Raw genomic sequence first — 13,053 nt, forward strand, 5'->3', positions numbered from 1 at the left:
GATCAGGCGGTGATGTGGAAGTAGAGCGCCATGCCCGCGGACAGCAGCCCGGCCCAGAGCATCGCGATCAGCTGCAGCAGCAGGAAGACCCAGAGCATCCGCCAGGACAGCCTGCGCGCCACCCGGGCGTCGGGCGCGTCGTAGAGAACCGGTGCGATCAGGCTGCCGCAGCGGAAGTAGACCACCGCCAGGGCAAGGGTCATGGCAAAGGTCGCCCACTGCGCCCAGTAGGTCACCTGGGCCAGCTGCCAGGAGATGCCGATCTGCGTCACCACCAGCAGCCCGACCAGAACAAACATCCACGGCGTCAGCCGGGCATTGAGCAGGTAGAGCATGACCGGCCGGGCCTGGTCGACGCGCTCGCCCGGCGGCTTCAGTCGACGCGCCCACCAGGCAAAAGCCATCGCGGTCAGCGGCAGCAGCAGTCCGGTGAACACCATGCCGAGCAGGTTGGCAGCGCCGGTCTCGACCATCCGGCGCATGAAGCGCAGCCGGTTCTCGGTGCCGCGCAGGCGGTTCTCGAGGCTCTCGGCCAGCCTCAGCCTGACCGCGGCAGTCTGGCCTTCGGAGACCTCTCTCAGACCGGCCTCGATGGCCGCGATGCTGGCCCGGCGCTCCTCGGCATCGATCTGCGCGCTGTCCAGGGATATGAAGGGCATGATGTGCAGGCCCACCATCCGCTTGCGCGCCGCGGACAGGGCCTCACGCTCTTCCGGGCTCATCGGGATCGCCTCCCCCGGCAGGCAGCCAGCCTCCCGGTAGAGGGCTTCGTCCGGTGCGATGCGCTGGCGCAGCTCGGCCGCGGCATCGGCGCTGAGGTCGAACACCTGGTTGGGCTGCTCGAGCAGGAAGCCGTTGACCGAGGCCAGCGCTGCCAGCACGCCGAAGGGCATCACGATCCACAGGAAGTGGGCGAAACCGCGGGCACTGAAGCCGAGCGCGCGCTCGCCTTCCAGGGCCAGCCGCGGTTCGGCCAGCAGGCGGCGCCGCGCGGCGAGGAAGCCGCGCAGGTCATACCAGGCCGCGGACAGTCGCGACTCGGAGTAGCGGTAGGGGGGCGGCGTTTCGGCGTCCACGCGGAGGGCGGCGTCTGAAGATCGCGGCATGTTCCGCCCCGCCCGTCGCAGGGTCAAGGCGGCATGTCGCGACCCCGGCTTCCTGCACTTGCCTTTGCCGGGCCCAGCGGCCAAGGTGCCCGCCGCTTTCGCCTCTCCCGGGATTTTCGTGCGCCTTGCCTGTTTCGCTTTCCTCCTTGCCTGCCTGCCGGTGCAGGCGGAAATCCGCATCGATGGCGTGCTCGACGAAGCGGAGTGGAATTCGGCCCAGCGCTTTACCGATTTCGTCGCCGTGCAGCCGCTCAGCGGCCAACCGGCACCTGAGGACCGCCGCGCCGAGGCCCTGCTGCTGTCGACGCCGGAAGGGCTGGTGGTGGCGATTCGCGCCTGGCACCCGCCGGGCGTGCCGCAGACCCGCACCCGCATTCCGCGCGATGGCAACACCCCGGTCGACCGTTTCAACCTGATGATCGACTTTGACGCCGATGGCCGGCAGGGCTACGACTTCACGATCACCGCCGCCGGTGACGTGATGGACGAGGTGATCCGCAACGAAAACCAGTTCAACAAGGACTGGGACGGCGCCTGGGAGCACGCCGTGGCCGACTTCGAGGGTGGCACCGTGGCGGAGTGGCGGATCCCCTGGAGCATCGCCCCGATGCGCGGCTCGTCCGCCCCGCGGCGGACCATCGCGGTCCACTTCGACCGGGTTATCGTCGCCAGCAACCAGCGCTTCGCCTTCCCTGGCGCAAGCTTCATGCGGCCGCGCTTCCTCTCCGACTTCCACAAGGTCGAGATCGACCAGTACCGCCAGCGCGAACTGGCCATCACCCCCTACGGCGTGCTCCGCCACAACCGGATAAGCGGCGAAAGCGACACCGAGCAGGGCTTCGACCTGTTCTGGAAGCCGAGCGGCGACCACCAGTTCGCACTCACCGTGAACCCCGACTTCGGCCAGGTCGAGAGCGACCAGCTGGTGGTGAACTTCAGCGCCGTGGAAACCTTCTTCACCGACCGCCGGCCGTTCTTCACCGAGAACCAGGGCTACTTCGACCTGGGCCATCCGCTGGGCACGCTGTTCTACACCCGGCGCGTCGGCGGTCCGCTGGACGACCGCAGCGGCGCTGCCTCGATCAACGCCGCGGTCAAGGCCAACGGCAGCTTCGGCCAGTTCGGCTACGGCCTGTTCATCGCTGACGAGGACGGCCAGGCCGGGCGTGAGGCGCACCTGCTGCGCAGCACCTGGGATGCCGACTCGCTGCGTCTGGGCCTGACCCGCAGCGAGGTCGAGCGGCCGTTCCTTGCACGCACCGCCGCGGTAACCTCGGTCGACGCGGTCTGGCAGCCCGATCCGACCTGGCGGATCCGGCCACTGCTCAGCGAGAGCCGCAGCGAGACCGCGGGCATCGAACGCCGCGGCCGCGGCGCCGGCTTGGTCGCCGACTGGGATCCCGAAGGGCCCTGGCGCCAGGAGTACTTCGCCCTCTACGCCGACGACGAACTTGAGCTCAACGATCTCGGATTCCAGCCACGCAACGATTACCGCTACTTCGAGTGGGAGACCGGCTATCGCCAGGACAGCCTGCCCGAAGACTCGGCCTGGCGCTCGCACGCCTGGGAGGGCGAGATCGCCCACCGCGAGAATCTCGCCGGCGAGCGGCTGCAGCAGAGCTTTGCGCTCTCGCGCAGGTCCTCGGGCCGCACCGGCGTCGAGCGCAACTGGTACCTCAGCTTCCGGCGCTCCTCGGTCGACGACCTGCTCACCCGCGGCCATGGCAGCGTGCCGCAGCGGGCCGGCTGGCAGTTCTTCATGGAAAGCCAGTACCCGCGCCGCGGCGAAGGCCGCTTCGCCTGGTCCTGGGAATTCGAGATGTTCCCCGGCGTGGCCGACGGCCACGGCTGGTATGGCGGCGTGCAGCCGCGCTGGCACCTCGGCGACCGTTTCGATGTCGACCTCGGGCTGTACGCCGTGCACCGGCCGGACTGGCTGATCTGGCAGCAGGACGACCAGCTGGCCAGCTTCCGAGCCAACCAGGTCGAGCTGTACTCGAACCTCAACTGGTTCCCGACCGAGCGCCAGGAGCTCCGCATCAAGCTGCAGGCCATCGCCATCGATGCCGAGCTGCGCCAGGCGCGGCAGCTGGTACGTGGCCGGCTGGTCGACAACGATGCCGCGGTCGAGGACTTCACCCTGCGCAACTTCGGCGTGCAGGTGCGCTGGCGCTACAAGCTCGGCACCCTGAGCGACATCTATGCCGTCTACGGCCGCGGCGGCTTCGCCCTGGACGAGCTGGAGGCCGGGCAGAACCGCGGCCTGTCCGGCGTGTTCGGCGACACCTTCTCGCTGCGCGACGAGGACCAGCTGCTGCTGAAGATCGCGTATCGTTTCTCGCTGTGATTTGCCCGGACACGCACATGCTCCAGATGGTGGGCTTCGACGCCGACGACACGCTGTGGCGCAGCCAGGAATACTTTGATGCGGCCCAGGCCGAGTTCGAGTCGATCCTCGCCGCCTACCTCGACATCCACGACCGCCGCGTCCACGAGGAGCTGCTCGCCACCGAGCGTCGCAACATCCGCCTGTATGGCTATGGCGCCAAGGGCATGACCCTGTCGATGCTGGAAACCGCCATCGCGCTCACCGCCGAGCGGATCTCGGCCGCCGACCTGCACCGCGTGCTGGCCATCGGCCGCAGCGTGCTGGAACACCCGGTCGAGCTGCTGCCCGGCGTACGCGAGGCGGTCGAGGAAGTCGGCGCCGAGTTCGAGGTGGTGCTGATCACCAAGGGCGACCTGTTCCACCAGGAGCGCAAGGTCGCCGAGTCCGGCCTTGGCAGCCTGTTCCGGCGCATCGAGATCGTCTCGGAGAAGGACGAGGCCAGCTACGCCCGCCTGCTCCGCGAGTTCGACCTGCCTGCCGAGCGCTTTGCCATGGTCGGCAATTCCCTGCGTTCGGACATCGAGCCGGTGCTGAACCTCGGCGGCGCCGGCGTCCACGTCCCCTACTCGACCACCTGGGCGCTGGAGACCGAACACGCCGTCGACGAGAAGCACCCCCGCCTGCGCATCGTCCAGCACGCCACCGAGATCGCCGCCACCCTGCGCGAGCTCGCCGCAGCATAGGTTGCGGCTCGCCGCACCGCGTACCGCCCGAACGGCGTGGTCGGTGCAACAAGGCGAGCCTTGGGCGCAAATGAAGACCTTCCGCAGAACCCGAATGTAGGAGCCAGCTTGCTGGCGATAGGTGCGCCGGGCGGGACGATCGCCAGCAAGCTGGCTCCTACAGGGGGAGCGGGGCGAATGCGTGCTCTGCGCCCAAGGCAAGCCTTGCCGCAGTCAAATTGTGGGAGCGTCCTTGGGCGCGACCGCAGCGCAACGGATTCACCACAGACCGCGGCCAGGGCGGTTCTCCGCGGTCTCGCCCAAGGGCACTCCCACAGGCGGGCATCTCAACGCCCAACGAAGCCCCGTAGAGTCGAGCACGCTCGACTGACGCAACTGACAATGTCGCCATTCCGCGACGCCTGAGCGAACAAGCTCATCTCTACGATTCGCGCCATCGCCGCGGGGGATGCGGACTCAGCGCAGCGCCGCGGCATCGACCTCATACAGATCCGACAGCTGGACGCCTCCCTCGCCGCCGGCCTCGGCCGGGATGCGGTCGCTGGCGAGGAAGAGGCGCCGGCCATCGGCCGAGAAAGCCGGGGTGTAGTCGAAACCGGGCGAGTTGAACGGCGCCGGCAGGCGTTCGGCGCTGTCGGCCCAACCCTCGCCCTCGCGGCGCACGCTGAACAGGTCGCCGTCGGCACGGCCGTCCCGAATGCTCCAGAACAGCGCGATGCGGCCGTCCGGTGAGAGGGTGAAGTCGCCCTGCGCCTTGCCGCTGTTGAAGGGTGCCGGCAGCGGCTGGGCCGGGTCGGGGAAGCTGCCGTCGTCGGCCTGGCTTGCCTGGTAGAGGCTGAGTCCTGCCGGCCCGCCCGGCCGAGCGCTGTTGAAGTAGAGGACGCCGCCGTGCAGTTCCGGACCCAGCTCGTAGCCGGGGCTGTTGATCGTCTCACCGAGGTGCTGCGGCGGGCCCCAGCGACCCTCGGCGTCGATCTCCAGCCGCCACAGGTCGAGGTCGCGACGCTCCGCCCCGCGGCCCGCGGCCGGGCGATCCGAGACGAAATACAGGCTGCGACCGTCGACGCTCAGCCATGGATCGGAATCGCGATATCGGGGGTCGGTGATCGGCGCCTCGACCGGGGCGCTCCAGCCGTTCGCGACCCGTCGCGAGAGCCAGATCCGCGAGTTGGCGAAGTCGGCGTCCGAGCGCGCAAACACCCGAAGCCCCACCTCGGCACGCTCGCTCAGGTTGTACTCGTTGCGCGGGGTCGAAATCCCGTCCCCGATCCGCCGCACCTCGCCGGGCGATTCGGCCAGCACGGGAAGGGAAAGGATCAGGCTGCAGGCAAACAGGGCGCGACGCATCGGGACGGTCCGTGATGGGGGATTACGCATTGGACACTCCGTTCCCTCGGCAGGTTTCAGCCCCTGCGCCGCGCCGAGGTCCGCGCGGGGTCGAGTCGAGGACGCCCGCCTCGATGCCGCGCCGAAAGCGCACCATCGGCATCGCGGCCGCGCCGGGACGATCATTCTGACGCGGGATAGGGTGCGGCTGGCCGCACCGGGCGTAGCGTTGGAACGCCCGTATCGGTGCGCCAAGGCACACCCTATGGGGCTTCGCCGACGTGCAGCGAAGCCTGACTGTGGGAGCGCCCTTGGTCGCGACCTCAGCGCTACGGTTTCACCACAGACCGTGGACAGAGCGGAACTCCGCGGTCGCGCCCAAGGGCACTCCCACAAACAGCCGGCCCATCCGAGGTCGCGGCGAATGCGAACCTCGCACCCATTTCCACCCTTCGGGCTATCCTCCGCCGTGTCGGTCCCCGGGCGCACGGGCGCGGTGGCGCTGGTGTCGGGGACGCTTTCCGCCCTCTCAATGGATGTGCTGCCCATGAAGATCGCCAGCTGGAATGTCAACTCGCTCAACGTCCGCCTGCCGCATCTGCAGGAGTGGCTGAAGGCGGCGCAGCCGGACATCGTCGGGCTGCAGGAAACCAAGCTGGAGGATGCCAAGTTTCCCGATGATGCCCTGCTCGAGCTGGGCTACCGCAGCGTGTTCGCCGGGCAGAAGACCTACAACGGCGTGGCCCTGGTGTCGAAGCAGCCGGCCGAGGAGGTGCAGGTCGGCATCCCCGGTTTCGAGGACGAGCAGAAGCGCGTGATCGCGGCCCGATTCGGGGATGTCCGCGTGGTGAACCTGTATGTCGTGAACGGCAAGGCGGTGGGCGACGAGAAGTACGAGTACAAGCTGCGCTGGCTGGACGCCGTGCACGACTGGCTGGCCGAGGAGATCGCCCGCCATCCGAAGCTGGTGGTACTCGGAGATTTCAATATCGCGCCGGACGACCGCGACGTGCACGATCCCGAGGCCTGGCACGAGAAGATCCTCTGCTCGACGCCCGAGCGCGATGCGCTGAAGCGGCTCTGCGCGCTCGGGTTGCATGACAGCTTCCGCCTGCACAATGACGAGGCCGGCCACTTCAGCTGGTGGGACTACCGGGCGGCGGGCTTCCGCCGCAACCTCGGCCTGCGCATCGACCTGCTGCTGGTCAGCGAGGCACTGCGTGCCGGCTGCAGCGCCTCGGCCATCGAGCGCGAACCCCGCACCTGGGAGCGGCCCAGCGACCACGCGCCGGTCTGGGTGGACGTCACCGGCTGAGTTGGACGCGATGCTTCGCGACCGCGCGACACTCGGCATCCTGGCCAGCAACCTGGTAACGCTTGGCGTCGCCTACTGGGCCGATTGGGGCCTGCTTGCCCTGCTCTGGCCCTACTGGATCCAGAGCGTGGTGATCGGCTGGTTCAGCTACCGGCGGATCCGCGCGCTGCGCCGGTTCGCGGTCGACAACCTGAGGATGAACAATCAGCCGGTCGATGAGAGTCCCGACACCCGCCGCCGCATCGCCCAGTTCTTCGCCCTGCACTACGGCTTCTTCCATGTCGGATACCTGTTCTTCCTCGGCATCTTCAGCCTGGCCGGCCAAAGCGGCGCGGCGCAGGGCGACCTGGTCGAGCGCTTCGGCACCGTCAGCGCCCTGGACTTGCCGTTGATCGCCCTGCTAGGCCTGTCCTTCTACTTCAGCCATGCGGCCTCGCATCGCGAGCATCTGGCGGCGGACCTCCGCGGGCGGCCGAACATTGGCACCCTGATGTTCCTGCCCTACGGCCGGGTGCTGCCGATGCACGTGACGATCATCGTCGGCGCGGCGCTGAACAGCGGCTTGGGGCTGCTTCTGTTCGGCCTGCTGAAGACGGCGGCTGATCTCGGAATGCATCACGTCGAACACCGCGTGCTGCAGGGCGGCCGCTGAGACCGTGGCCGCGAACGAGGACAGCGCCTTTGTCTGTCGCCGCGTACTGCGTTTCGGCGGCGATGAGCGGCGCAGCGAGGACGACCGCATTGCCGAGGAAGTCCCGATCGCCCTGCGCTACAACGGCCAGCCCTTCGCGGTGATGCTGGCCACCCCGTGCGACATCGAGGATTTCGCGCTCGGCTTCTCGCTGAGCGAGGGGCTGATCGAGGCGCCGCCACAGCTTCTTGGATGCGAGATCAGGCCGCTACTGGAAGGCATCGAGGTCGATCTTCGGGTGGCGGAGGATGCCCCCGCTGCGCGGCTCGGCGAGGCGTCGGGTCGACTGTTGCCCGGACGCAGTGGCTGCGGCCTGTGCGGGGCGCGCGCACTGGAGGACGCGCTGCGCTTGCCGCGTCCTGTGCACACGACCCGACGCTTCACCCTGGCCGCGCTGCGGCGTGCGCTCGGCGCCCTGCCCTCGCTGCAGCCGCTCAATGCCGCCACCGGCGCAGTGCATGCCGCGGCCTGGGCCGATGGCGCGGGCGCGATCGGCCTGCTGCGCGAGGATATCGGGCGGCACAACGCGGTCGACAAGCTGATCGGCGCGCTGTCGCTGTCCGACCTGCCAATCCATGAAGGCATGCTTCTGGTGACCAGCCGGGCCAGCTACGAGATCGTGCTCAAGGCAGCCTCGGCCGGGGTCGGACTGCTGGCCGCGCTGTCGGCGCCCACCGCGCTGGCGGTCGACCTCGCCGAGCGCGCAGGGCTCTGCCTCGTCGGCTTCGCCCGCGCCGAGACCTGCAACATCTACGCCCACGCCGAGCGTCTGCTCGGAGACTGAGCCTGCCGCGCCACAGGCCGGACCCGGCGGTCGGGACGACCCTATTCGGCCGCCGCGGCGCGCAACCTGACCGGGATCGACTTGTAGGCGGGCGTACCGCTCTGCCGGTCATGGCTGTCCAGCGAAAGCAGGGCGTTGGCCTCGGGGTAGTAGGCGGCAAGCGAGCCCCGGGCGATCTGCCCGGCGATCACGGTGTAGCCGCGCAGACGGCGCCTTGTCCCGGCGCCGCCGTCCACCGCCTCGATATCGACCCGGTCGCCGTGGGCAAGACCGAGCGCGGCAAGATCATCGGGATGGGCAAAGACCACGTCCCGGCGGCCGCGCACCCCACGATAGCGGTCGTCGAAGCCATAGATCGTGGTGTTGTACTGGTCGTGGCTGCGTACCGTCGCCAGCTGCAGCACGTCCGGGGCCGGCGCGGCGGGACCGGCCCCGGCGCAAAGGAAGCGGGCGCGGCCGGTTGGCGTATGCCATTGACGGCGCGCCGCGGGGTTCTCCAGGTGGAAGCCGCCAGGCGTGGAGATCCGTTCCTCGTAGTCGCGGAAGTCCGGATGCACGGCCTCGATGGCGGCGCGGATGCGAGCATAGTCGGCCACCAGATGGCGCCAGTCGACGCGGCTGTCCGGCAGGGTGGCGCCGGCGATGCCGGCGACGATGGCGGGCTCCGAGCGCAGCTGATCGGAGGCCGGGGCGAGACTTCCGCGTGAGGCGTGGACCATCGACATCGAGTCCTCGACGGTGACGAACTGCTCGCCGCCCTCCTGAACATCCCGTTCCGTCCTGCCGAGGCAGGGCAGCAGGAAGGACTGTCCTTGCCCGACCAGCAGGTGCGAGCGGTTGAGCTTGGTCGCGATATGCACCGACAGATCGAGCCCGCGCAGGGCGGGGAACACGGTATCGGGATCGGACATGGCCACCGCAAGGTTACCGCCGAGGCAGAGCATGGCCCGTGAGCGGCGCTGGCTGATCGCCTGCACCGCCTCCACCGCATTGTGGCCGCGCCGGCGCGGCACCCGGATGCCGAACTCGCCTTCCAGCGCGGCGCACCAGGCTTCGGTCGGCGCCTCGGTGATGCCCACGGTGCGGTCACCCTGCACGTTGGAGTGACCGCGCAGCGGGCAGATGCCGGCGCCGGGCCGGCCGATATTGCCGCGCAGCAGCAGCAGGTTGGCGATCTGCTGGACGTTCTGCGTGCCGTGGCGGTGCTGGGTGATGCCCATGCCGTAGCAGACGATGACCCGGTCGGCACGGGCGTAGATCGCCGCCAGGGCCTCCATGTCGGCGCGGCCCAGACCGCTGCGGGCTTCGATGTCCGGCCAGTCGAGCGTGGCCAGCTCGGCGCCCAGCGCCTCGAAGCCTTCGGTGTGGCGGGAGATGAACTCGCGGTCCAGCAGCCCTGCCCCGCCCGCTTCGCACTGCGCGGCGTCCTCCGCCAGAAGAGCCTTCATGATCCCCTGCAGCACGGCGATATCGCCGCCGACCCGCGGCTGGCTGTAGGTGGTCGCGAGCCGCGTCTCTCCGCCGGTCAGCATCTCCAGCGGGTGCTGGGGTGAGGCGAAGCGCTCGAGGCCGCGCTCGCGCATCGGATTGATCACCACGATCGGCACGCCGCGGCGGGCCGCCGCGCGCAGGGTGCTGAGCATGCGCGGATGGTTGGTGCCGGGGTTGTGGCCGATCGAGAAGATCGCGTCGCAGTGCTCGAAGTCCTCGAGGCTGACCGTGCCCTTGCCGAATCCGATCGACTCCGGCAGCCCGACGCTGGTCGCCTCGTGGCACATGTTCGAGCAGTCCGGAAAGTTGTTGGTGCCGAACTCCCGGGCGAACAGCTGCCAGAGGAAGGCGGCCTCGTTGGAGGCCCGGCCCGAGGCATAGAACTCCACCGCGTCGGGGTCGCCCACCGCGCGCAGGGCCGCGCCGATGCCGGCGAAGGCCTCGTCCCAGTCGACCGCCACATAACGATCCGTTGCGTGCTCGTAGCGCATCGGATGGGTCAGGCGGCCGATGTCCTCCAGCCGGTGGTCGCTCCATGACCACAGCTCGGCCACGGAATGCCCGGCGAAGAACTCCGGCCCGGCGCGCTTGCCGGTGGCCTCCCAGGCCACAGCCTTGGCGCCGTTCTCGCAGAACTCGAACGAGGAGGTGTGCTTCGGGTCAGGCCAGGCGCAGCCCGGGCAGTCGAAGCCGTCGGGCTGGTTGACCCGCTTCAGCGCGCGCAGCTCGTCGGCCACCGCCATCTGATCGCGCACCGCCCGGGCCACCGCGCCCAGCGCCGGCCAGCCACCGGCCGGACCGTCAAACTCCTCGACCCCCGGCACCTGCTGCTTCTTCGCCATGCCTTCGCCTGATGCCTGTCCGGGTTTCGATGGTACTCGGGTCGGGGTTCGATACCTCACCGCGAACGGGGTTGTGCGGGCTGCAGCGCAGCAGGCTGCGCTCCGCGAGGAGCCGTTGCACGGCACGCCTGAGGACGGCATTGCCCCCGTCGGCTCAGTCCACCTGTGGGAGCTGCCCATGGCCGCGACCGCGGCGCTGCGCCCAGCCACGTTCCTCGGGGCAATCCGACACGCGGCTGTCGCGGGCAAGGCCCGCGCCTACCGGAGCATGGCGAAGGTTTCCGGCCGCCCTTCGATTCCTCAGGGCGAACGGGTGTCGCCGGTTCCCTGGCGACGCGTCATGGTGAATCACTATGTTAAAGATGAGGGATGGTGCAGGCGCAGATCCCGCCGCAGCGACTCGGCCAGGTGGGCGGCGAGGCTGCGCACGCGGGCAACGCGACGCAGGTCGGCGTGCCAGAGGACCCAGACGCGGGTATTGAACTCTTCGAGCGGCGGGCGCAGGCAGCGCAGGCCGGGGCGTGCTTCGGCCAGTGGACAGAGCAGCCAGCCCACACCGATTCCGGCCACCACCGCGTCGGCGAGGGCAAGCAGGCTGTCGACCCTCATCACTATGCGTTCCACCGGAACGCGCTGGGCGATCCAGCGCGCCGAGGCAAGGTGGGCGAGGGTCTCGGTGTGGCCGATCCAGGGCAGGGACTCCAGCGGCCCGGGTTCGGCGGCGAAACGCTCGACGGTGCCGTAGAGCGCGGTGCGGATCTGACCGACCTCCTGGCCGATCAGCGTGTCCGGCACGCGGTTGGCGCCGCGCACGGCGATGTCGGCCTCGCGCTGGGCGAGGCTGGCGAAGGCGTTGCCCTGGACCAGGGCGATCTCGACCTGCGGATGCTGGCGCTGGAACGCCGCCAGCGCCGGCAGGATCAGCGGCAGCAGCACGTCGGGCGCGGTCAGCCGCACCGGGCCGGACAGCACGGCATCATCGCCGCCGATCTCGCGCTGGGCGGCGGCGATCTGCTCGCCGAGCCCTGCGAGGTCGGCGGCCAACTGTCTGCCCTGCGCCGTCAGCACATAGCCGCTGGGCAGGCGATCGAAGAGGCGGGCGCCGAGGCCCTCCTCCAGCCGGGACAGCCGGCGCAGCACGGTGGAGTGATTGATGCCGAGCTGGACCGCGGCCGCACCCACCGATTCGCGCTCGCAGACGGCGAGAAAGACCTGCAGGTCGCTCCACTGTGTCGGCGCAGGCATGGCCACCCTTGTGCAGAAATGCCGATCGGTTCGGCACAGATTGCCAGTTCCGCGACGCGCTGCGCAGGTCGAAACTGACGGACATCCAATCCGGAAGCCCGACATGCCTGCCGCACAGCCTGCCCCGCTTGATTCCGCCCCGGCCCTGCCCGCCGCGCTGCACTGGCGTGCCCGCCGCGGCGCCGGGCCGGACGGTCTGGTTGCCTCGCCGCTGGTCCAGGCGCCGCTGGCCGCCGACGCCGTGCGCGTGCGGGTGCTGGCGGTCTCGCTGAACCATCGCGATCTGATGTTGCTCGACGGCCGGGCCGGCCCCGCCGACCGCCCGGTGGTGCCCTGCTCGGATGCGGTCGGCGAGGTGCTGGAGGTGGGCAGCGCGGTACGAGACCTGGTCCCCGGCCAGCGCGTGATCAGCGCGTTCTTTCCCGACTGGGAGCGCGGCCCCGCCAGCGCAGCTGCCACCGCCCGCGCCCTGGGTGGCTCGCTGGACGGCGTGCTCGGGGATGAGGTCTGCCATCCGGCCGCGGCCTGGGTGCCGCTTCCCGACGGCGTGGCGGTCGATGCGGCCTCGACCCTGAGCTGCGCGGGGGTGACCGCCTGGCACGCCCTGCACGCGCCCGTGGCGCTGCCGCGCGGCGCCGGCATCGTCGTGCTCGGCACCGGCGGCGTCGCGATCTGGGCGCTGCAGCTTGGCGTCGCGCTGGGCCTGCGCGTCGCCGTGGTTTCTTCCCATGCGTCCAAGCTGGAGCGCGCCGCGGCGCTGGGCGCGTCGCTCTGCGTGGACCGGCGCACCCATCCGCGCTGGTCCGAGATGATCCAGCGCGAATGGGGCGGCGCCGACCGGGTGCTGGACGTGGTCGGTCCGGCAACGCTTGCCCAGTCGATCGAGGCCCTGCGCTACGGCGGCAGCGTCGCGGTTGTCGGCCGTCTGAGCGGCAGCGAGCCTGCGGCGATCGACCCTGCCGCCCTGTTCCTCGAGCACAAGCGTCTGCTCGGTCTGATGGTCGGCAGCCGCGCCATGACCGCGCAGCTCGCTGCGTTCGTGTCCGACCAACGACTGCATCCAGTGATCGAGAAGGTCTATCCGCGCGGGGCGGTCGGCGAAGCCTTCGGCGCCCTGGCCCGCGCGGACCACGTCGGCAAGCTGGTCATCCGCCTCGACGAGGCAGCCGTCTGAGGTGCGT

10 protein-coding genes are annotated in these 13,053 nt (G+C 69.8%); 6 read left to right on the forward strand and 4 right to left on the reverse strand.

Annotation, left to right across the window (positions count from 1 at the left end; translation table 11 throughout):
* Positions 1-2 precede the first annotated feature (2 nt).
* Positions 3-1,106 carry a hypothetical protein gene (locus M0G41_RS07345; protein ID WP_248207096.1) on the reverse strand — a complete coding sequence of 368 codons (1,104 nt, stop codon included), beginning with the start codon at positions 1,104-1,106 and terminating at the stop codon, positions 3-5.
* Positions 1,107-1,224: 118 nt separating this feature from the next.
* On the opposite strand from M0G41_RS07345, the gene M0G41_RS07350 reads away from it, so the two are divergent.
* Together M0G41_RS07350 and M0G41_RS07355 are read left to right on the forward strand one after the other, a co-directional pair.
* The gene (locus M0G41_RS07350) at positions 1,225-3,453 is read left to right on the forward strand and encodes a DUF5916 domain-containing protein (protein ID WP_248207098.1); all 2,229 of its coding nucleotides are present in this window, start codon (positions 1,225-1,227) and stop codon (positions 3,451-3,453) included.
* Between the two features lie 17 nt (positions 3,454-3,470).
* On the forward strand, positions 3,471-4,178 hold the full coding sequence (locus M0G41_RS07355) for an HAD family hydrolase (RefSeq protein WP_248207099.1): 708 nt from the start codon (positions 3,471-3,473) through the stop codon (positions 4,176-4,178).
* A gap of 456 nt (positions 4,179-4,634) precedes the next feature.
* Here M0G41_RS07355 and M0G41_RS07360 read toward each other — a convergent pair whose 3' ends face one another.
* Positions 4,635-5,525, reverse strand: a complete 891-nt coding sequence (locus M0G41_RS07360) for a TolB-like translocation protein (protein ID WP_248207101.1) — start codon at positions 5,523-5,525, stop codon at positions 4,635-4,637.
* 526 nt (positions 5,526-6,051) lie between these two features.
* Here M0G41_RS07360 and xth point away from each other — a divergent pair.
* The 3 genes from xth to fdhD are packed head-to-tail and all read left to right on the forward strand — an operon-like array spanning position 6,052 to position 8,294.
* Positions 6,052-6,819, forward strand: coding sequence for an exodeoxyribonuclease III (xth, locus tag M0G41_RS07365; RefSeq protein WP_248207103.1), 768 nt, complete (start codon positions 6,052-6,054; stop codon positions 6,817-6,819).
* 10 nt (positions 6,820-6,829) lie between these two features.
* The gene (locus M0G41_RS07370; protein WP_248207106.1) at positions 6,830-7,471 is read left to right on the forward strand and encodes a DUF6498-containing protein; all 642 of its coding nucleotides are present in this window, start codon (positions 6,830-6,832) and stop codon (positions 7,469-7,471) included.
* Positions 7,472-7,475: 4 nt separating this feature from the next.
* Positions 7,476-8,294 (forward strand): formate dehydrogenase accessory sulfurtransferase FdhD, encoded by an 819-nt coding sequence (gene fdhD / locus M0G41_RS07375; protein WP_248207108.1) that lies wholly within the window; start codon positions 7,476-7,478, stop codon positions 8,292-8,294.
* Between the two features lie 41 nt (positions 8,295-8,335).
* Here fdhD and M0G41_RS07380 read toward each other — a convergent pair whose 3' ends face one another.
* Positions 8,336-10,627, reverse strand: coding sequence for an FdhF/YdeP family oxidoreductase (locus tag M0G41_RS07380; RefSeq protein WP_248207110.1), 2,292 nt, complete (start codon positions 10,625-10,627; stop codon positions 8,336-8,338).
* A gap of 351 nt (positions 10,628-10,978) precedes the next feature.
* Positions 10,979-11,872 (reverse strand): LysR family transcriptional regulator, encoded by an 894-nt coding sequence (locus M0G41_RS07385; protein ID WP_248207112.1) that lies wholly within the window; start codon positions 11,870-11,872, stop codon positions 10,979-10,981.
* Positions 11,873-11,975: 103 nt separating this feature from the next.
* On the opposite strand from M0G41_RS07385, the gene M0G41_RS07390 reads away from it, so the two are divergent.
* A complete protein-coding gene (locus M0G41_RS07390; RefSeq protein WP_248207115.1) occupies positions 11,976-13,046 on the forward strand; it encodes a zinc-dependent alcohol dehydrogenase family protein in 1,071 nt (356 codons plus the stop codon).
* The last annotated feature ends 7 nt before the right edge of the window (positions 13,047-13,053 follow it).

This window comes from Pseudomarimonas salicorniae (genome assembly GCF_023156535.1).
Taxonomy (GTDB): domain Bacteria; phylum Pseudomonadota; class Gammaproteobacteria; order Xanthomonadales; family Xanthomonadaceae; genus Pseudomarimonas; species Pseudomarimonas salicorniae.

What these genes read in the sequence shown, in the direction of transcription:
- M0G41_RS07345 (WP_248207096.1), bottom strand. Translation starts at nt 1,106, where the DNA reads ATGCCGCGATCTTCAGACGCCGCCCTCCGCGTGGACGCCGAAACGCCG.
- M0G41_RS07355 (WP_248207099.1), top strand. Translation starts at nt 3,471, where the DNA reads ATGCTCCAGATGGTGGGCTTCGACGCCGACGACACGCTGTGGCGCAGC.
- M0G41_RS07360 (WP_248207101.1), bottom strand. Translation starts at nt 5,525, where the DNA reads ATGCGTCGCGCCCTGTTTGCCTGCAGCCTGATCCTTTCCCTTCCCGTG.
- xth (WP_248207103.1), top strand. Translation starts at nt 6,052, where the DNA reads ATGAAGATCGCCAGCTGGAATGTCAACTCGCTCAACGTCCGCCTGCCG.
- M0G41_RS07370 (WP_248207106.1), top strand. Translation starts at nt 6,830, where the DNA reads ATGCTTCGCGACCGCGCGACACTCGGCATCCTGGCCAGCAACCTGGTA.
- M0G41_RS07380 (WP_248207110.1), bottom strand. Translation starts at nt 10,627, where the DNA reads ATGGCGAAGAAGCAGCAGGTGCCGGGGGTCGAGGAGTTTGACGGTCCG.
- M0G41_RS07385 (WP_248207112.1), bottom strand. Translation starts at nt 11,872, where the DNA reads ATGCCTGCGCCGACACAGTGGAGCGACCTGCAGGTCTTTCTCGCCGTC.
- M0G41_RS07390 (WP_248207115.1), top strand. Translation starts at nt 11,976, where the DNA reads ATGCCTGCCGCACAGCCTGCCCCGCTTGATTCCGCCCCGGCCCTGCCC.